The sequence below is a fragment of the Robertmurraya massiliosenegalensis JC6 genome (assembly GCF_000311725.1).
In the GTDB taxonomy this organism is placed as follows: Bacteria; Bacillota; Bacilli; order Bacillales; family Cytobacillaceae; genus Robertmurraya; species Robertmurraya massiliosenegalensis.
Map to the genome: position 1 here is coordinate 603,034 of NZ_HE978512.1, position 17,096 is coordinate 620,129.

17 protein-coding genes and 2 pseudogenes are annotated in these 17,096 nt (G+C 38.2%); 8 read left to right on the plus strand and 11 right to left on the minus strand.

Going from position 1 to position 17,096, the window contains the following annotated elements; translation table 11 throughout:
- The first annotated feature begins 9 nt into the window (after positions 1 to 9).
- Positions 10 to 1,479 (plus strand): aminotransferase-like domain-containing protein, encoded by a 1,470-nt coding sequence (locus BMSHG_RS09200; RefSeq protein WP_019154159.1) that lies wholly within the window; start codon positions 10 to 12, stop codon positions 1,477 to 1,479.
- A gap of 14 nt (positions 1,480 to 1,493) precedes the next feature.
- On the opposite strand, the gene BMSHG_RS25985 is transcribed toward BMSHG_RS09200, so the two are convergent.
- From BMSHG_RS25985 to BMSHG_RS09220, 4 genes and pseudogenes are all read right to left on the minus strand, one after another.
- Positions 1,494 to 2,585 (minus strand): HAMP domain-containing sensor histidine kinase, encoded by a 1,092-nt coding sequence (locus BMSHG_RS25985; protein ID WP_019154160.1) that lies wholly within the window; start codon positions 2,583 to 2,585, stop codon positions 1,494 to 1,496.
- A pseudogene (locus BMSHG_RS25990) lies at positions 2,579 to 3,274 on the minus strand (response regulator transcription factor). Before BMSHG_RS25990 ends, BMSHG_RS25985 begins: the two are co-directional and overlap by 7 nt.
- A gap of 63 nt (positions 3,275 to 3,337) precedes the next feature.
- A pseudogene (locus tag BMSHG_RS25995) lies at positions 3,338 to 3,896 on the minus strand (class I SAM-dependent methyltransferase).
- A gap of 345 nt (positions 3,897 to 4,241) precedes the next feature.
- Positions 4,242 to 4,682, minus strand: coding sequence for a MarR family winged helix-turn-helix transcriptional regulator (locus tag BMSHG_RS09220; protein ID WP_019154163.1), 441 nt, complete (start codon positions 4,680 to 4,682; stop codon positions 4,242 to 4,244).
- A 199-nt stretch (positions 4,683 to 4,881) separates the two neighbouring features.
- On the opposite strand from BMSHG_RS09220, the gene BMSHG_RS09225 reads away from it, so the two are divergent.
- On the plus strand, positions 4,882 to 5,823 hold the full coding sequence (locus BMSHG_RS09225) for an alpha/beta hydrolase (RefSeq protein WP_019154164.1): 942 nt from the start codon (positions 4,882 to 4,884) through the stop codon (positions 5,821 to 5,823).
- A gap of 130 nt (positions 5,824 to 5,953) precedes the next feature.
- Positions 5,954 to 6,652, plus strand: a complete 699-nt coding sequence (locus tag BMSHG_RS09230; RefSeq protein ID WP_019154165.1) for a DUF4386 domain-containing protein — start codon at positions 5,954 to 5,956, stop codon at positions 6,650 to 6,652.
- A 1-nt stretch (position 6,653) separates the two neighbouring features.
- Here the strand turns inward: BMSHG_RS09230 and BMSHG_RS09235 are convergent, their stop codons facing one another.
- Complete coding sequence (locus BMSHG_RS09235; RefSeq protein ID WP_019154166.1) at positions 6,654 to 7,235, minus strand: Crp/Fnr family transcriptional regulator; 582 nt, start codon at positions 7,233 to 7,235, stop codon at positions 6,654 to 6,656.
- Between the two features lie 97 nt (positions 7,236 to 7,332).
- Between BMSHG_RS09235 and BMSHG_RS09240 the strand changes: the two genes are divergently transcribed.
- The gene (locus tag BMSHG_RS09240) at positions 7,333 to 7,530 is read left to right on the plus strand and encodes a hypothetical protein (protein WP_019154167.1); all 198 of its coding nucleotides are present in this window, start codon (positions 7,333 to 7,335) and stop codon (positions 7,528 to 7,530) included.
- A 147-nt stretch (positions 7,531 to 7,677) separates the two neighbouring features.
- Here BMSHG_RS09240 and yeiL read toward each other — a convergent pair whose 3' ends face one another.
- Positions 7,678 to 8,346 carry a transcriptional regulator YeiL gene (gene yeiL / locus BMSHG_RS09245; RefSeq protein WP_019154168.1) on the minus strand — a complete coding sequence of 223 codons (669 nt, stop codon included), beginning with the start codon at positions 8,344 to 8,346 and terminating at the stop codon, positions 7,678 to 7,680.
- 81 nt (positions 8,347 to 8,427) lie between these two features.
- On the opposite strand from yeiL, the gene BMSHG_RS09250 reads away from it, so the two are divergent.
- Positions 8,428 to 9,600, plus strand: coding sequence for an MFS transporter (locus BMSHG_RS09250; protein WP_019154169.1), 1,173 nt, complete (start codon positions 8,428 to 8,430; stop codon positions 9,598 to 9,600).
- Between the two features lie 14 nt (positions 9,601 to 9,614).
- Here BMSHG_RS09250 and BMSHG_RS28010 read toward each other — a convergent pair whose 3' ends face one another.
- The 5 genes from BMSHG_RS28010 to BMSHG_RS09280 all read right to left on the minus strand — a co-directional run bounded on the left by BMSHG_RS28010 (position 9,615) and on the right by BMSHG_RS09280 (position 13,716).
- The gene (locus tag BMSHG_RS28010; RefSeq protein ID WP_175577328.1) at positions 9,615 to 9,863 is read right to left on the minus strand and encodes a hypothetical protein; all 249 of its coding nucleotides are present in this window, start codon (positions 9,861 to 9,863) and stop codon (positions 9,615 to 9,617) included.
- Between the two features lie 45 nt (positions 9,864 to 9,908).
- On the minus strand, positions 9,909 to 10,544 hold the full coding sequence (locus BMSHG_RS09265) for an ABC transporter permease (RefSeq protein WP_019154172.1): 636 nt from the start codon (positions 10,542 to 10,544) through the stop codon (positions 9,909 to 9,911).
- A 1-nt stretch (position 10,545) separates the two neighbouring features.
- The gene (locus BMSHG_RS09270; protein ID WP_019154173.1) at positions 10,546 to 11,679 is read right to left on the minus strand and encodes an ABC transporter ATP-binding protein; all 1,134 of its coding nucleotides are present in this window, start codon (positions 11,677 to 11,679) and stop codon (positions 10,546 to 10,548) included.
- A gap of 259 nt (positions 11,680 to 11,938) precedes the next feature.
- On the minus strand, positions 11,939 to 12,814 hold the full coding sequence (locus tag BMSHG_RS09275; protein ID WP_173391062.1) for a glycine betaine ABC transporter substrate-binding protein: 876 nt from the start codon (positions 12,812 to 12,814) through the stop codon (positions 11,939 to 11,941).
- A 71-nt stretch (positions 12,815 to 12,885) separates the two neighbouring features.
- Positions 12,886 to 13,716: a tyrosine-type recombinase/integrase gene (locus tag BMSHG_RS09280; protein ID WP_019154175.1), complete on the minus strand. Its 831-nt coding sequence runs from the start codon at positions 13,714 to 13,716 to the stop codon at positions 12,886 to 12,888.
- A 442-nt stretch (positions 13,717 to 14,158) separates the two neighbouring features.
- Here BMSHG_RS09280 and BMSHG_RS09285 point away from each other — a divergent pair, with 442 nt between their 5' ends.
- From BMSHG_RS09285 to BMSHG_RS26000, 3 genes are all read left to right on the plus strand, one after another.
- Positions 14,159 to 15,226, plus strand: a complete 1,068-nt coding sequence (locus BMSHG_RS09285) for an iron-siderophore ABC transporter substrate-binding protein (protein WP_019154176.1) — start codon at positions 14,159 to 14,161, stop codon at positions 15,224 to 15,226.
- Positions 15,219 to 16,259 (plus strand): FecCD family ABC transporter permease, encoded by a 1,041-nt coding sequence (locus BMSHG_RS09290; RefSeq protein WP_019154177.1) that lies wholly within the window; start codon positions 15,219 to 15,221, stop codon positions 16,257 to 16,259. The genes BMSHG_RS09285 and BMSHG_RS09290 overlap by 8 nt, the downstream gene beginning before the upstream one ends.
- Positions 16,256 to 17,096: FecCD family ABC transporter permease (locus tag BMSHG_RS26000; RefSeq protein ID WP_034658651.1), on the plus strand; the 841-nt coding region annotated here is incomplete at its 3' end. The genes BMSHG_RS09290 and BMSHG_RS26000, both read left to right, overlap by 4 nt.

A 17,096-nucleotide genomic window follows, 5' to 3' on the forward strand; every position in this document is an offset into this window, starting at 1 on the left:
GGGGCCCTTATGCAAGAATTACACTGGAAACCAGAAAAAAAATCATCTGTTCCGTTACATCAACAAATCTATGATTATTTAAAAAGAAAGATTATGTACGGAGAATGGACAGTAGGAACTAAGATTCCAACTCAAAGAAGCTTGGCAAAACAGTTTGATGTAAATCGAAGTACCGTCGTTTATGCGCTTGAAGGCTTGATTGCCGATGGACTTTTACAAACGAAAGTCGGAAGTGGGACTGAAGTCGTCAACAATACTTGGAGTCTCCTTTCATCAACATCATCCCCTGATTGGAAAAGTTACGTGTCTTCAGGCATTTATAAACCAAACATCGACATGATTCAAGAGATTAATAGAGCGGAGGCGGATCCAACGATTATCCGCTTAGGTACCGGTGAATTATCTCCCGATTTATTACCTAATAAAAAAATGGCAGAAATTTTTCACGATCATTACGATGAGAACTTTTCACTTGGATATGTGGAGCCAAAGGGCCGTTTATCTTTACGTCAAGCAATCAGTAAATATTTACATTCGAAAGAGATTGTAGCATCTCCTGAATCGATTTTGATCGTTTCTGGCGGACTTCAAGCGCTACAATTAATTTCAATCGGGTTATTAGAAAGAGGTTCCACTATCCTTCACGAAACACCTTCCTATTTGAATTCCATACATGTTTTCCAATCTGCAGGAATGAATTTATTGGGGGTGCCATTAGATATGGATGGGATCAAATGCGATGAGATCGAATATTTAAAACGCCAGCGCGAAGCGGCCCTATTATATACGATTCCTTCTTTTCATAACCCAACTGGAGCAGTCATGTCTGAGAGCAGACGGGCAGAACTATTAAAAGTCTCCCAAAACGCATCATTGCCAATTATTGAGGATGATGTTTATCGTGAATTATGGTTTGATGTCCCACCTCCCAGTCCTTTAAAAGCAAAGGATCCTCAAGGAAATGTCTTGTATATTGGAAGTGTTTCAAAAACATTAAGCCCAGGGCTACGAATCGGTTGGGTTGTTGGCCCTGAACCCGTCATTGATCGATTAGCTGATATTAAGATGCAAACGGATTATGGCTCAAGCTCGCTTTCCCAATTTGCAGTAGAAAAATGGATTAGCAGTGGCTTATATGAGCATTTTTTGAAGGACATCAGGGCAGAGCTAAAAGCGAGAAGGGATTTCACACTGCAAATTTTACAAAACTATTTCTCAGAAATCGCCACATGGAATATTCCGCAAGGTGGCTTTTATATCTGGCTACAATTAACAATAGATACATCGACACGAACATTATTCGAACGAGCGCTTACAGAACGAATTCTTTTAAATCCAGGCTTTATCTATGACAAACAAAACCACAAGCACCTTCGAATCTCCTATTCATACGCTTCAATGGAACAACTCGAATCTGGATTAGTTCAGTTAGCACAACTTATTAAACAAAAAAACACAAGGTTCTCGCCATCAGAGTAATCTTGTGTTTTTTCTTATTCTAAAATTAAGTTTTTCTCAGACGCTAAAGGCCATTCGATCGTAATCGAAAAATAACCATCTTTAAATGATGCATTCACTTTTCCTTGATGAATCTGAACAATGCTTTTCACAATAGCAAGCCCTAAACCAGAACCACCTTTTGAGCGTGATTGATCGATTTGGTAGAAGCGATTAAAAAGATTGTTCAGTTTTTCAACCGTTATTTCATGCGAACGATTTGCGATTTCAATCACTGCAAGTTGGTTATTCTCTATTCTCGTTTCAATGACAATTTCACCTGGACGAAGACCATGTTTAATCGCATTGGAAATTAAGTTTTCCAGCAATCGTATAAATTTCTCTATGTCTGCATGAATGATAATTTCTTCGGATGAGAGGATTTTCCTTAAATGAACATCCTTCGGTAAACTTGATTCATATTCATTCAAAAGTTGTTGTATCACCATGTTTAAGGAGACGCATTGATTATCTAGTTGAACGCCTGAGCTTGTCAACTTCGTTAGCTCAAACAAATCATTACTTAGATTTTGCAACCTTTTAGATTTCTGATAAATAATGTCTACATATTCCTCAAGTTCCTCACTAGATTCATAACGTTTCTCTTTAATTGCCTGAAGAAAGCCCAGCATGGATGTCAGCGGTGTACGCAGATCATGGGAGACATTCATGATAAGTTCGGTCTTCTCTTTCTCCAGCTGCCTTTCATCTTCAAACTTTTGCTTCAGTTCACTTGCCATCTTATTAATATTTTGAGATAAGGAAGCTAACTCATCACATCCTTTAACTTTTATTAAACGATCAAAATTACCTGACGCCATCCTCTTAATGCCCCGTTCCATTTCTCTAATATAATGGAGCGTTTGCCGAAAAATAATGGAAAATATGAAGATGAACACCACAATGCTTAAAAGAAATACCCACCTCATATAGGATTGATACTGGATAAAAGAAATTTTTTCAACAAACATTTCATAAAGTAATGAATTGTTTAAAAAAATGAATAGAACGGTACTAATGAACATACTAACTACTATATTCACAAGAAGCTTTGTACGCAGACTTGCGAAAAGCCTATTTTTTAACATTGCACTTTATACCCCACTCCCCAAACAGTCTCAATAAAACGTTCTTCAGAGGCTTTTGTAAGTTTTTCGCGAATATTACGAATATGCACCATAACCGTATTTTCTGAGCCAAAGCTATCTTCTTTCCAAATGCTCTTATAAATTTGTTCATTACTAAAAACTCTATTAGGATTTTCACTTAGTTAAACTAAGATTTCATACTCCCTAGGGGTAAAGACAATCTCTTGTCCATTGACTTTCACTTGTCTAGAGTCCCGATGAATTTCAAGATTTCGAATCGTGATGATATCCATTTGCTTGTCACGATTATTTTGGAATTGCCTATACCGACGAATCTGCGCCTTAACTCTTGCAAGTAATTCAAGAGGATTGAACGGCTTTGTTACATAGTCATCAGCACCGAGACTTAAACCCGTAATCTTGTCCATATCTCCTCCCTTTGCAGACAGTAAAATAACGGGAACAATTCTCTCTTCCCGTATTTTCATAAGTGTTTCTACACCGTCTAATTTCGGCATCATAATATCCATAATCAAGCAGTCAACACTTTCTTTTTCCATAATGTCAATCGCTTCAAGACCATTTTCCGCTTCAATAATGCGGTACGCTTCATTTTTAAGATAGAGCTTAATTAATTTACGAATTTCCGCATCATCATCCACGATCAAAATACTCGTTGTATTCTTCATTGCTCTCTCCTTGCTTATATATTCATCGACGCAGGCATCTCATAATGATTCTTACGCCTAAATTCATTCATTTTTACATGAAAGAACAAATGCTGGCGGGAAATTAAGCCATACTTTTTTTTGAAATCGAGGGAAAGTACCCTTGAATGAATGCTTTTTTTACAAGAGAATATTGAAAAGTAATGAATTTGCCCTTTGGAACAAGTAACTCCTTACTATTTTCAAGAATCCTCTTTGATACATCTAATGGTAAAGAGGTAAAAGGCAGTCCTGACAGTACATAATCAATTGCTTCAATATTGAGTTCTGTCATATACTCTCTTATATTTTCTGCTGACCCATGAAAAACTTGTACAGTTTCATCATGTTCATATTTTTTCTGCAAATTTCTATAAAAATTCTCATTAATCTCAATAAGAATTAATAGCGTTTCTTTTTTCTTTTGTTTCATGATTTCCTTTGTGAACACTCCTGTTCCAGGGCCTAATTCTACGATAACTTTCGCTTCATTAAAAAGAATCGAGTCTACCATTTTCCTTGCTAATTTATTTGAACTAGGTGCTATTGCTCCAGTATTTCTTGGGAACTTTACAAACTCATTTAAAAAAGTGATCATTTCCATCTTTCATCACCTCATACTTGAAATATACATTCAGTATAAGAATGAGTTCTTAAGAAAAAAGGATGCTACTTCTTAAGATTTCCTAAAGTTTTTAAAGGGAATAAATTAATAAAAGGCTTCTCGAAGCTCAAAGAACTTCAAAAAACCCCAGTTAGCATATTTAAGGCTTTATTTATCACTGTTTTCGTGTAGATCGTGGTTATTTGTAAAAACTCAGAAGCTGGTTTTTCCCCTTAGATCACGGTTGTGGCCATATATGAAGTGTGCGACGGCACTTTTCACTCCCTAAATCGGGCATTTTGTTTCTTATTGCTTTCCAAAAGCAACCATGTTTGCGAAAGAGCCTTATTTAGTAATGACCACATTTGATAGCTTTCTTACTGCCTGGTTAAAGGCGTTCATTTCTTCCACTGACATTCCCGTCGCCTCAATAAGTGATTGGGGGATACATTGCGCCTTATCACGTAATGCCAATCCCTCTTCTTTTATTCGCACGATAACTACTCTCTCATCTGCTGGATCTCTCATCCGCTCTATCAACTGCGAGCTTTCCATTCTTTTTAACATTGGAGTAAGTGTGCCTGAGTCAAGATCCAGTAATTGACCTAGCTCCTTAACCGTTGCTTCCTTCCGCTCCCACAGTACAACCAAAACTAAATATTGAGGATAGGTTAGTTTTAACTCATCTAAGTAAGGTCTATATAAACGAAGAATAGCCCTCGAACAAGCATATAAAGAAAAACAGAGATGGTCTTCAAGCGTTGTAAATTCATACTTTTTTTCCATATTAAGATTCTCCCTTCAAACTAGTTGTGAACCATTATTATGAATCAAATTATAATGGACAAAATTAACTAGCGTCAAATTATCATCTTCTTTATATTAATTTTGCAAAATTTAATTGTTGACAACTTAATTCACTGGTAGTATCATTCGATTATACACAATTTAATTGTGCGCAATATAAAAAGAGGAGTTGTTCAAAATGAAAAAAAATCTTTCTTTAGAAAAAGCGGCACAAAACTTTATTGAGGCTACAGCAAACCCACCATACTTATTTGATTTAGGCCCCGTTGAAGGTAGAAAAGTGGTGGACTCTGTACAATCTGGAGAAATCGATAAACCTCACACTCTAATTTCAGATATGACGATTCATAGTGACATTTCAAAACAAATTAAAGTAAGAATTGTACGCCCTGATAATTCCGATACTAAATTGCCTGTCATTTTATATATACATGGTGCAGGCTGGGTATTTGGAAACTCCCATACACATGATCGTCTTACTCGTAAGCTAGCTGTCGAAACGAATGCGATTGTTGTGTTTCCAGAATATAGTCTTTCTCCAGAAGCGAAATACCCTATTGCCATTGAAGAAATTTATGAGGTACTTAAATGGGTGGAAGCGGAAGCCGATCAACAACAATTTGATATCGACCATCTTTTTGTTGCAGGGGATAGTGTCGGTGGAAACATGGCTGCGGCTATTACCTTAATGACGAAAGAACGTAAAGGGCCAAAAATCAGCAAGCAGCTTCTCTTCTATCCAGTGACAGATGCTGACTTTGATACTGAGTCTTATCACCAATTTGAAACAGGTTATTTTCTTAGAAGAGATGGAATGCAATGGTTTTGGGATCAATACACAACAGATCCAACAGATCGAGCACAAATTACAGCATCTCCTCTCCGCGCATCAAAAGAACAATTAACTGGTTTACCACAAGCACTAGTGATCACGGCTGAAGCTGATGTCCTACGTGACGAAGGTGAAGCATACGCAAATAAACTTCGCGAAGCAGGAGTCCCTGTTACCGCCGTTCGCTTCCAAGGAATCATTCATGATTTTGTTATGCTTAATGAATTTGCTGAAACAGAGGCTGCCAAAGGTGCTTTACTCCTTGCAACTTCCTGGTTGCGTTCATAATTACGTTTATATTTGAAGAATGGCGTCAATCTATAAGAGGTTCACGCCTATTTTTTGGTTTCCTTAACTTAAGTCAATGAAACAAAAAAACTCCCTATGCTATCTTCAACATATAGGGGAGGGAGATTTGATGCATGTATATGAAACAGAAAAAACAACACTTCGGAAAATGGCGATGATAACAGGATTTTCCATGATTATGATGGCTCTTTTGGCCATGTTTTCAGTGGGGATTGTAAGTACTCGTTTAATTGTTGATGGCGATGCACTCAGGACAGTTCGTAATATCGAAGAATCGATGTTCCTTTTTCAGGCAGGTATTTTCAGTTGGCTCCTTATCCTCATCCTTGATCTGATCCTGTCCTGGTCCCTGTACATCTTCTTTGAGCCCATTCATAAACATCTTTCATTACTCGCAGCATGGTTTCGTCTGATGTATACCGCTTTTCTCGGAGTAGCTATCTTTCAATTGGTACACATACCGATCCTTTTAAATGGGAGTCGTTCTTATCAAATAGAGGACATATCCTCCTCTGTCATGTTGTCTGTTATGTCCTATGAAAAAATATGGTCTTTCGGCTTAATTATCTTTGCTTTTCATCTTTTGTTGATTGGGTGGATGATGATAAAAGCTCATTTCATCCCAAAAATACTGGCGATTCTCATGCTTATTGCTTCTGTAAGCTATATGCTAATTCACACGATGGATGTTTTTCTACCTCAATTGGAGAAGGTAACAGGAAATCTTGAATCCATTTTGAGTCTACCGATGGCCATTGGGGAGCTAGGGTTAGGGATCTGGATGTTAATGAAGGGTGGAAAACGATAGATCATGACCCTTGAGATATTCTCCTTTTGATTCTGCTTAAGGATTCAGGCGTAATCCCAAGATAACTCGCTAACTGATGCTGAGGAACACGATTGATAAGTTCTGGCCTTTGCTTTAATAGGAGTTGATACCTCTCCTCTGGAGCTTGTGCGATGAAACGAACTCTTTCATCTTGTTCCTTTCCAAAATTTTCTTCAACCATGTCCCTCGTTAACTTCTCAAGAACTGGGAATTGCCGATACATCGTTTCTTCCGATTCAAGAGTCCCAACAACAAGAGTAGATTCCTCATTACAAGCTAGAAAATAATCACTGGGCACTTTATTTTTATAGCTTTTAAAAAGGACAACAGCTTGTTCCTCTGTAAAGAAATTAACCGTTACCTCTTTGCCATCCGCATCAATGAAATATTGACGCACACACCCCTTTAGGACAAAATAACATTTGCTTGATATTTCTCCTTGTTTGAGAAGAATCGTATTTTTTTCATATGATTCTATCACAAGGTCCTTCATAATGGCTTCCATTTCTTCTGCACTAAAGGAGCTATTTTTACCCATAAAGTCCTTCATTCGTTGATCCAACTTCATCGTCCCCTTTCATCAAATAAAACCAACTTCCCTGTTCTTTTTTTAAAACATGGTAAAATATGAATAATCAATTTACACGAGGTGCTCATCGATGAAAAAGCGATTACTCGAATTTTTACTCACCCTTATTCTATTTTATCTATATTTTCAACTAGGTGGATTTATTTTTAATCGATTTGTTCCTTTTAACCCAACTACAGATCTACTCGCTCTGTTCCTAATTATTTTGTTGATTCCTATATCTATGATAACGGTTTTTGGGGTGACAAAACTGTTAAAAAAAGATTAAGTGAAGTCACAAATATTCCCCCCTCCATTCCATTGATGGAATGGTCGTAAACCATGAACTTGAACAATTTCTAGAAAAGATACAACCTGACTGGATCTGTACGCTAAGACCCATACACATCCTACAATGTCTAATAAGTTTGTGGGACTAATTTCGCAACACATCCGCCAATTCATGCAAGGACTCATCGTTTTGAATCAAATAATTTCGTCCTTCTTTTTGCAAATAGCCATTATCACAAAATTGTGCGAGGACATGCAATAAATGACGATAGGATACCCCTAAATAATCACAAACGGTGACATGCTTTTCTTTATAAATCCCTTCATCTGCCGTTTGCAAAATAAAATCAGCCAAACGGTTTTCAAGTGGAAAAGCAAGACTCTGAGAATACTTTGCTGCCATAACAGAAGCCTTGACACTTAAAAACTTCGTTAATTCACGAAGAAATTTTGCATCCTCGAGCAATTGCCCCCGGTATCGATGAGTCGGCAAAGCAAAACATATTGTCTTGGTCGAAGCTTGAATCCCCTTTGTGTAATACACATCATTTAATAATTCCATCTCCCCTATATATTCATTGGCGTTGATAAAATTAATTAAGGATACCTTTCCATTTTGATGCGTGATATATATTTTTGCCTTTCCTTCCATAACATAAAAGAGAAAATCTGGACGCATTCCTTCTTGAATGATCCATTCATCACGATTGTATTCATGTATTTCGATAAACTCTTCCACAGGAAAGGAAAATAAATGTGCGATAGAGTGTTGCATCATGTAGTTGCGTTTTATCTCACCTTTGTAAATTTCCATTTTCCACCTCAAAAATATGAGATATCTCATATTATTTAATCTTTATTCCATGATATCATGCAATCATTGAGGGGGATACAAATGAATACACAACGCTGGATGAGTACACAATTTTTTACTTTTTTTATGACATGGGGAATATTCCTCCCTTACTGGTCTGGATGGATGATTTATACAAAAGGAATTACTGTTTCTGAAGCCAGCGTGATTATGAGCTTCGGATTAGTTGCTCGAGGACTATCTACCTTATTTGCTTTTCCATATTTATCTGAGAGATTTAGTAGTAAAGCATTATTGAATGTAGCTGGAATGGGTACACTCCTTGCCATTCTCTGTTATATTCCAGCCGACTCCTTTACTAGCTTGCTTGTAGTTACGATTGTTTTACATGTTTTTTATCCAACCTTGATGCCTGCTTTAGATACAGCAGCTGGCGTGCTTGTACAAAGTAAGCAATTGAGACATTACGGAAGAAGTCGGCAGTGGGGGTCGATTGGATTTATCTCTATTGGGATGGTCTTAACGATATTTACAGGAATTCTTGGAGATGAAGTGATTTTTTGGGCGTTATTACTCGGAATGATCGGCTTTGTCGCTCTAGGCTTTATGAATGCACCGGTTATTTTAACGTCAAAGCCGAAAATAGAGCCAACAGAAAAAGTCGGGATGCTGAAATTATTCCGAATTAAACATTTTAGCATCGTCCTTGTAATTGTTATTTTATTGCAGGCAGCACATGCTACTTATTACAACTATGGCTATATTTTTCTGCAGGATATTCATGCTCCCGTTTATTTAATTGGCGTTATGATCAACATTGCCGTAATTGCTGAAATTATCTTCTTTTCCATGGCAGATAAACGCTTTGAAAAATTTTCTGTTGGCTCTTTGCTGACGTTATCTGCACTTGGCTCAACCTTACGCTGGATCTTAGTCTTTACATTTCCAAATGTGATTGTATTCTGTCTTGCCCAAACTCTGCATGCTTTCTCATTTGCAATGGGCCATTATGCCTTTATGAAATACTTAATCAAAAACATTCCCCACGCCCAGATTCCGAAAGCGCAAGGCGTCTATTCAGCTCTTGCCCTTAGTTGGAGCACAGCTGTTTTTACCATTTTCGGAGGTTTTTTATACGAAATTGAACCAAGATACGCTTTTATCGGAATGATTGTTTGTACCATTCCTGCCATGCTAATTGCCCTTGCTTATCGAAAGTTAGAGCATAAAAAGGAAGTTTTGGTTTCTGTTTAACAAAAAGATGAGATCTAACTAGCAGATCTCATCTTTCTTAATTCCTGCAGTTTCCGTCCATTAAACCCTTTCACAATCAGCCAGACCGCCAAACTCATTTCATACACACCCACCGGTAAGGCGATTAATCCTTTCGCAGTAGAAAGAGGTTCAACGATGCCAAACATTTCAAGTATACCAGCTGCAAATATAGCTAATTTTAGATGGGGTGGTTTTAAGAAAAAAGAATGCAAGCGAAAAATCGATAAATTTGAGTTCACCAATTGGGGGCATCGTATTTACGATGCCCCCGAATACAACTTCATTTTTTAAGACTTCAGCCCTCTCGGTGTTACTTTATCCTCAAGTTTCTTTAAGGCAAAGTCGAATACAATGGCTAATATTGCTGCTGGAATAGCTCCAGCCAGAATAAGGTTTTTATCCATAACATTTAATCCGCGTGTAATTAAATCCCCTAATCCTCCTGCACCAATAAAGGTCGCAAGGGCCGCCACTCCGATCGTTAATACCGTGGCAGTTCGGATACCAGCCATCAGGATTGGCAATGTCAAAGGCAGTTCCACCATAAATAAAATTTGTCTCGAAGTCATTCCCATTCCTTTTCCAGCATCGACAAGCGCTGGGTCCACTCCAATTATTCCGGTATACGTATTTCGTAAAATAGGTAGAAGTGCATAAAGAGTTAAGGCGATAATGGCCGGAACTTTTCCAATTCCAAAAATGGGTAGCATAAAACCAAGCAATGCCAGACTCGGTACTGTCTGGATAATCGCTGTTATGCCTATAATAGGCTCGGCAAATTTTTTATATCTTGTCAAAATAATTCCTAGCGGGACAGCGATAGCAATCGCAATAAGCATAGCGATTCCCGCTAAAAATATATGTTCTTGAAAGGCTACCCAAATATCTGATTTACGACTCATAAACGTATTAAGTAAATCCATATCACTCATTCCCTCCACTACTATGATTCCATTCCGCAAGGCCTCTCATCATACTGGAGCGAGTCACAATCCCAATAAGCTTATTCTCTTCTAAAACAGGAATCGTTCCTATATCGCTTCCATGGAAAAGCTCTGCGACATCTGTTACGACCGCATCAGCCGTGAGCGTTTTAATATCCGACTGCATAATATCTGCAACGGTTAGATTCTCATTTTTATAGTTTTCATCCAATGTTTGAAGGGACACGGCACCATAGAATGTTTTTGTTTTATCGGTAATAAATAAGCTATCGACCTTCTTATCCTTCATAAGCCTAAAAGCTTCTGCTAATCCACGCTTCGGTGAAGTGGTGACAACATTGGAGTGCATAAGCTCTGTTACCGATGGCATCATAGCGGATCCTTGATTTAATCGCTCTTCTCCAATAAAACCTTTGACAAAATCATTGGCCGGGTGCCTTAGAATTTTATCCGGGGTATCAAGTTGCACGATCTCTCCATCTTTCATAATAGCGATGCGGTTAGCAATTTTTATCGCTTCATCCATATCATGGGTGACAAAAACAATTGTTTTCTGAATCTCTTCTTGTAGACTGACAATATCGTCTTGAAGCTGCTCCCTACTAATCGGATCAAGGGCACTAAATGGCTCATCCATTAAAATAATTTCAGGTTCTGCCGCCAGAGCACGAATAACTCCGATTCTCTGCTGTTGCCCGCCACTAAGTTCTGAAGGAAAACGATGCTTAAATGTCGAAGGATCCAATCCGACTAAATCTAATAGTTCATCTACCCTTTTGTTATATCTTGATTCGTCCCATTTCTTTAATCTTGGAACGAGAGCGATATTTTGTTCAATCGTCATATGGGGAAATAGACCGATCTGTTGAATGACATAGCCAATATTTCTCCTCAATTCAACAGGGTCAATCTGCGAAATATCCTCCCCATTGATAAAAATTTTCCCTGCCGTCGGTTCGTTCAAGCGGTTAATCATTCTCATCGTCGTTGTTTTCCCACATCCACTTGGACCGATAAGTGTGACCAGTTCCCCTTTATTAATCTGTAAATTGATATTGTTTAATGCCACGAAATCACCTTCGTATTTCTTCGTCACATTCTCAAATTTAATCATATTGTTACCTCTTTCGGTTTCAAATTTCTGACTTCTTTTTAAACGCTGTTTCGTATAATTGTGGTTATTTGTAAAAACCCAGAAGGCGACTTTTACCTTTATAACACGGCTATGGCTATACATGTGCTCCCTAAGTCAGGCATTGCGTTCCAAAAACAACAAGTTTTTTTCGAAAAAAGATCCTTTTTTAAACACATCCTATAAAAGAGGCTGTGTACATTGTAGTAACACAGCTCTTTTACCTGTAATTAGCGAACTATTATTCTATTAATCCTTCTTCTTTGAGAAATTCAATCGCTACATCTTTCGGTTCTTTTTTATCTATATTCACACGACCATTTAACTCTCTCATGCGTTCATCAGATAAAGTACCAGCTAATTCATTAATCGTTTCCTCAAGACCTTCGTTCGCATCTAATACTTCTTGTCGAATAATCGGTGCAGCAAAATAAGGCGGGAAGAATTCTTGATCATCTTCTAATACAGTAAGATTGTACTGGTCAATCCTTGCGTCAGTCGAAAAGGCCGTAATAATGTCAATCTCACCATCTTTTGCTGCTGTATATTGTAAATCTGGATCAATATTTCTCTTCTCTTTAAATTCATATCCATACGCTTCAGCTAATGCATCAAACCCGTCTCCTCTTTCAAAGAACTCCGGATCCGCTCCAAATGATAAGTCTGAAGAAACATCTGTAAGGTCAGAATATGCCTTTAATCCCAATTCATCAGCAAGTTCGCCTCTTAAAGCTAACGCATACGTATTGTTAAACCCTAAAGATTCTAGCCACGCAATATTGAATTCTTCTGCATATCCTTTTTTCGTCGCTTCATAAATCTCGTCAGGACTCTGGTTTGGTTGATATTCATTGTTTAAGACATTTAAATAACCTGTTCCTGTATACTCTACATACATATCGATATCGCCTTTTTTCATCGCTTCTTGTAAAACAAAAACGCCACCTAACGCTTCTTTTACTTCAACATCTATGTCCGTTTTCGCTTTTACATACTCAGCCAGAATATGAGTCAAAATGATTTGCTCCGTAAATTCTTTACCTGAAATAACTATTTTTCCAGGTTCAGCTTCGCCACCTGAACTATTTCCACAAGCAGCTAGACCAAGAACAAACATTATTGTGAATACAATCGTTATTATTTTTTTCAATGTATTTCCTCCTACAATTCTTTTTTTGAATAAATCAATCATGAAAAGTATTTATAGCTGGTTGTAATTGATTTGTGACCCGCAAATTGTTTCACTTGTTCCACTGAATGCCCGTCTTCCACTAATCTTCTACAATACGTATTTCTCAATATTTTTGAAGTAATCGGAAATCCTAATTTTTCACTATACACCTCAATGACAAATTGAATCGAACGTGGCTGCATCTTTCCTGAACGTTCAGTCACAAACAAATAAGGACTATGAAGATACACTGGTTTACTAGTGGCGTTTCTCATATCAATCCAAGTATCTAGTTTTTCCACTACATGTTTAACTAAAGGGATTTCTCTGGATAAAATTCCATCATGAAAAATTTGAATGGTTTTCGCTGTAACTGCATCAGTGTGAAGATTACTAATTTCTTCTATTCGTAATCCTGAGTACAGAAATACATGGATAAGAGCTTCGTTGCGGGCCTTTTTGAAAGGGTTTTTCTCTTTGGATATGGTTTGTAGAAGTAGCGATTCTTCTTTGGCAGTGAGCCATGTAACTGAGGGTTCTTTTCGATCTTCGTACAGGCGAAGATTTTCCGGTATATTCATTTGAACGTAATTATTTTTAGTAGCCCATACTAAAAAAGAACGTAAGATTGAAATCAATTTATTAATGGTGGCAATTTTGTTTCCTTTATTTATTAAACTCTCTCGAAACTGATATACATCATTCTCAGTGAGATGTTCTAATCGTTTTTGTTTCGTTTCCAGCCACAATTGAAACTGCTTCATCACATGAATATACATCTTAGTTGTACTTTCTTCCTTTTCCTTTCTCTTTAAATAATCTTCATATTGCTTCAATATTTTCTCCATACATCACACCTTCCAGCGACATTCAACTGAGGAATTTAAATTCTAAGATGAAAGTGATTCTATGATGAATATTATATGATGGGCCGTAATGTTTACTCAAACCTTAAATTTTCGAAAAATTCTTATTATGATGCCGTATTTTATGATAAGGCGATATGAACAGCTCTATCCTTATATATCCTTATGGATCCTAAGAGATCCTCCCATATGCTAACAAACTAGAGTTCTAATCATTCATTTAATAAGGATTAACTCTGTCAAAAAATTTACACAATTATTTCATTGACACTTATTATGAGAATGATTATCATTGATATTGAAATTCATTCTCATAAATACAATGATAAAGGAGCCAATAATCGAATCATTACTTCCCTTTCTAGTAATCTACATAATGAACAGCACGATCCAAAAATAATCATAACGAAAAGGATGAGATAAAATGAAACGTAATTTAATCGCTATACTCATTTCAGCAATATTCATGATCCTTCTAGCTGGATGTTCAGGTGAAGAAGCCTCTTCACCTAAAAATAATGATGACAGTAACGAAACAACTAAAACGGAAACACCTGTAGCCAAAGAAGAAAATTCAGATTATCCCATTGTTATTGAGCATGCTTTTGGAAAAACAGAGATCGAAAGCAAACCTGAACGGGTAGCTACAATTCAGTGGGCAAATCATGATGTTGCACTTGCTCTCGGCGTCGTGCCTGTAGGTTTCTCAGCAGCAAACTTTGGGGTTCAAGATGATAGTGGCCTTTTACCTTGGACAGCCGAGAAGCTTAAAGAACTAGGTGTGGATGATCCAAATGTTTTTCAAGATACAGACGGCCTTGATTTTGAAGCAATTTCTGACTCAAACCCAGATGTAATTTTGGCAGCCTACTCCGGTATTACTCAGGAAGATTACGATATTCTTACTCAAATTGCTCCAGTTGTTCCCTATCAAACTAGTCCATGGGTTACAACATGGCGTGAACAAGTGCTGTTAAATGCAACAGGTATGGGAATGAAAGCTGAAGGAGAACAACTCATTAAGGATACTGAGAATCTCATTAAAGAAAAAGCGAGTCAGTACCCACAAATAGAGGATAAAAAAGTTGCGTGGGTTAATTTCTCTGCTCAAGATATGTCTAAATTACATATTTATACTCCGACAGACCCTCGTGGTGCTTTTCTAATCGAGTTAGGTATGGAATACCCTGAAAGTATCACGAATGAAATTACAGATTCTACAGGCTATTCTTTGAATTTAAGTGCTGAAAATGCTGATATTTTGAACGATGCTGACATCATTATTGGCTATGGAGATGAGAGTCTATATGAAGCAGTAAAAGCTGATCCATTGCTTGGTAAAATCCCAGCTATTGAAAGAGGTTCAGTTGTCTTTATTGGAGGCAGCACACCTTTAGCCGCTTCCGGTAACCCAAATCCACTTTCAATTGCGTATACGATTGATGAGTATCTAGAACTAATTGGAGGAGCTATTGAAAACTTAAATGAATAGTTCAAGTGTTTCAAAAGACAAACTAGTTCACGCACATATTCCACGAAACTTCCCTTTGGTTCTAGTTCTAACACTCGTCTTACTTGGCATATGTGTAGTTGCATCACTCGTTCTAGGTTCACGATCGGTTGGTTTTGATGAGCTGATCGCTGGATTATTCCATCCAGACATCGACTCCTATGGAGCGAATGTCGTTCGGCAAAGAATTGCACGAACCGTGTTCAGTTTATTTTGCGGAGCAGCACTAGGTGTTTCAGGAGCACTTATGCAAGCTGTCACCCGTAATCCAATTGCTGACCCAAGTATACTCGGGGTTAATACAGGGGCAGCATTGTTTGTTGTTTGTGGAATAGCATTCTTAAACATAAGTACAGCCAATCAATATATTTGGTTAGCGATAGTTGGGGCCATGATTACCGCTATTTTCGTTTACGGGATCGGCTCTATGGGGCGTGGGGGTGCCACGCCCCTTAAGCTTGTCTTAGCGGGGGCAGCGACAAGTGCCGCCCTCTCTTCTCTCGTCAGTGCGATTATCATTCCTCGCTCTTATGTCATGGACCAATTTCGGTTTTGGCAAGTTGGAAGCGTAGGCTCAGGAAACTGGAGTTCAATCACTACTTTCCTTCCGTTTCTGATTGTTGGGTTAGTGATTGGAATCCTTGCTGCATCAGCGCTCAATGCATTGGCTTTAGGGGATGAAGTAGCGACAGGACTTGGTGTTCGAACTGGAACACTTCGATTGATTGCTGCTCTTGCAGGAGTTCTTCTATGTGGAGCTACTACTGCTCTTGCAGGACCGATTGGATTTGTCGGACTGTTAGCCACGCATATCATTCGTCTAATTCTTGGTCCTGACTTACGATACGTCATACCAATGGCCGCTCTCTCAGGTGCGATCATTTTGACAATTTCAGATGTATTCGGTAGGCTCGTCGGAAGTCCTGGAGAACTTGAAGTCGGTGTTGTTACTGCGTTTATAGGAGCACCATTACTCATTATTATTGCTATGAAAGCGAAAGTGCGTTCATTATGAAAAATAACTCTATTGAATTTATTATGTCAGGTAGAACTCAGAGACGACGCAGATGGATCGTTGTTACATCTGTACTTACGGTACTTGCACTCGTCCTATGCTGCGCCATGCTCTTAATGGGAAACACCATTTATCCGGTTAAAGATGTCATTCGAACCCTTTCCGGTGAGCAAATTAAAGGAGTTTCTTTTGCGGTGAATACGATCCGCTTACCGCGAATGCTAGCAGGTCTCTTTGCTGGATTTGCTTTCGGGATCGGTGGGTACATCTTTCAAACGATGCTTCGAAACCCGCTAGCGAATCCAAATGTTATTGGGATTACTTCCGGCTCTAGTGCGGCTGCCGTTTTTTGCATTCTGATCCTTCATACAAGTAATGCCGTCGTTTCCATTGCGTCAATTGTCGCTGGTCTTGCTACCGTTATCGTAATCTATCTTTTATCCAGAGGAAAAATATTTTCCATCGGGCGCTTAATTCTGATTGGAATTGGAATACAGGCGATGCTAGACGCCTTTATATCCTATCTCCTTTTAAAAGGTGCCCAACAAGATATTCCAGCAGCCATCAGGTGGCTCAGCGGTAGCCTCAATGGCTCGCAAATGCATGAACTTCCACCTCTCGTACTGACCGTTTTTATCTGTACACCGATTGTCATAGCACTAGGAAAACATTTAAGTATATTGGAGCTCGGAGAACAATCAGCCACGACGCTCGGAGTGAACACGGACAAGGCCCGAATTTTACTGATTGTCAGTTCTGTCTGTATGATCGCTCTTGCAACTGCTACCACTGGACCAATTGCCTTTGTCGCTTTCCTTTCCGGACCAATTGCCAAAA

Coding starts and splice junctions, on each gene's coding strand:
- BMSHG_RS25985 (WP_019154160.1), bottom strand. CDS start 2,585: ATGTTAAAAAATAGGCTTTTCGCAAGTCTGCGTACAAAGCTTCTTGTG.
- BMSHG_RS09280 (WP_019154175.1), bottom strand. CDS start 13,716: ATGGAGAAAATATTGAAGCAATATGAAGATTATTTAAAGAGAAAGGAA.
- BMSHG_RS09250 (WP_019154169.1), top strand. CDS start 8,428: ATGAATACACAACGCTGGATGAGTACACAATTTTTTACTTTTTTTATG.
- BMSHG_RS09200 (WP_019154159.1), top strand. CDS start 10: ATGCAAGAATTACACTGGAAACCAGAAAAAAAATCATCTGTTCCGTTA.
- BMSHG_RS09285 (WP_019154176.1), top strand. CDS start 14,159: ATGAAACGTAATTTAATCGCTATACTCATTTCAGCAATATTCATGATC.
- BMSHG_RS09275 (WP_173391062.1), bottom strand. CDS start 12,814: ATGTTTGTTCTTGGTCTAGCTGCTTGTGGAAATAGTTCAGGTGGCGAA.
- BMSHG_RS09240 (WP_019154167.1), top strand. CDS start 7,333: ATGAAAAAGCGATTACTCGAATTTTTACTCACCCTTATTCTATTTTAT.
- BMSHG_RS09265 (WP_019154172.1), bottom strand. CDS start 10,544: ATGGATTTACTTAATACGTTTATGAGTCGTAAATCAGATATTTGGGTA.
- BMSHG_RS09270 (WP_019154173.1), bottom strand. CDS start 11,679: ATGATTAAATTTGAGAATGTGACGAAGAAATACGAAGGTGATTTCGTG.
- BMSHG_RS09290 (WP_019154177.1), top strand. CDS start 15,219: ATGAATAGTTCAAGTGTTTCAAAAGACAAACTAGTTCACGCACATATT.
- BMSHG_RS09225 (WP_019154164.1), top strand. CDS start 4,882: ATGAAAAAAAATCTTTCTTTAGAAAAAGCGGCACAAAACTTTATTGAG.
- BMSHG_RS09220 (WP_019154163.1), bottom strand. CDS start 4,682: ATGGAAAAAAAGTATGAATTTACAACGCTTGAAGACCATCTCTGTTTT.
- BMSHG_RS09230 (WP_019154165.1), top strand. CDS start 5,954: ATGCATGTATATGAAACAGAAAAAACAACACTTCGGAAAATGGCGATG.
- yeiL (WP_019154168.1), bottom strand. CDS start 8,346: ATGGAAATTTACAAAGGTGAGATAAAACGCAACTACATGATGCAACAC.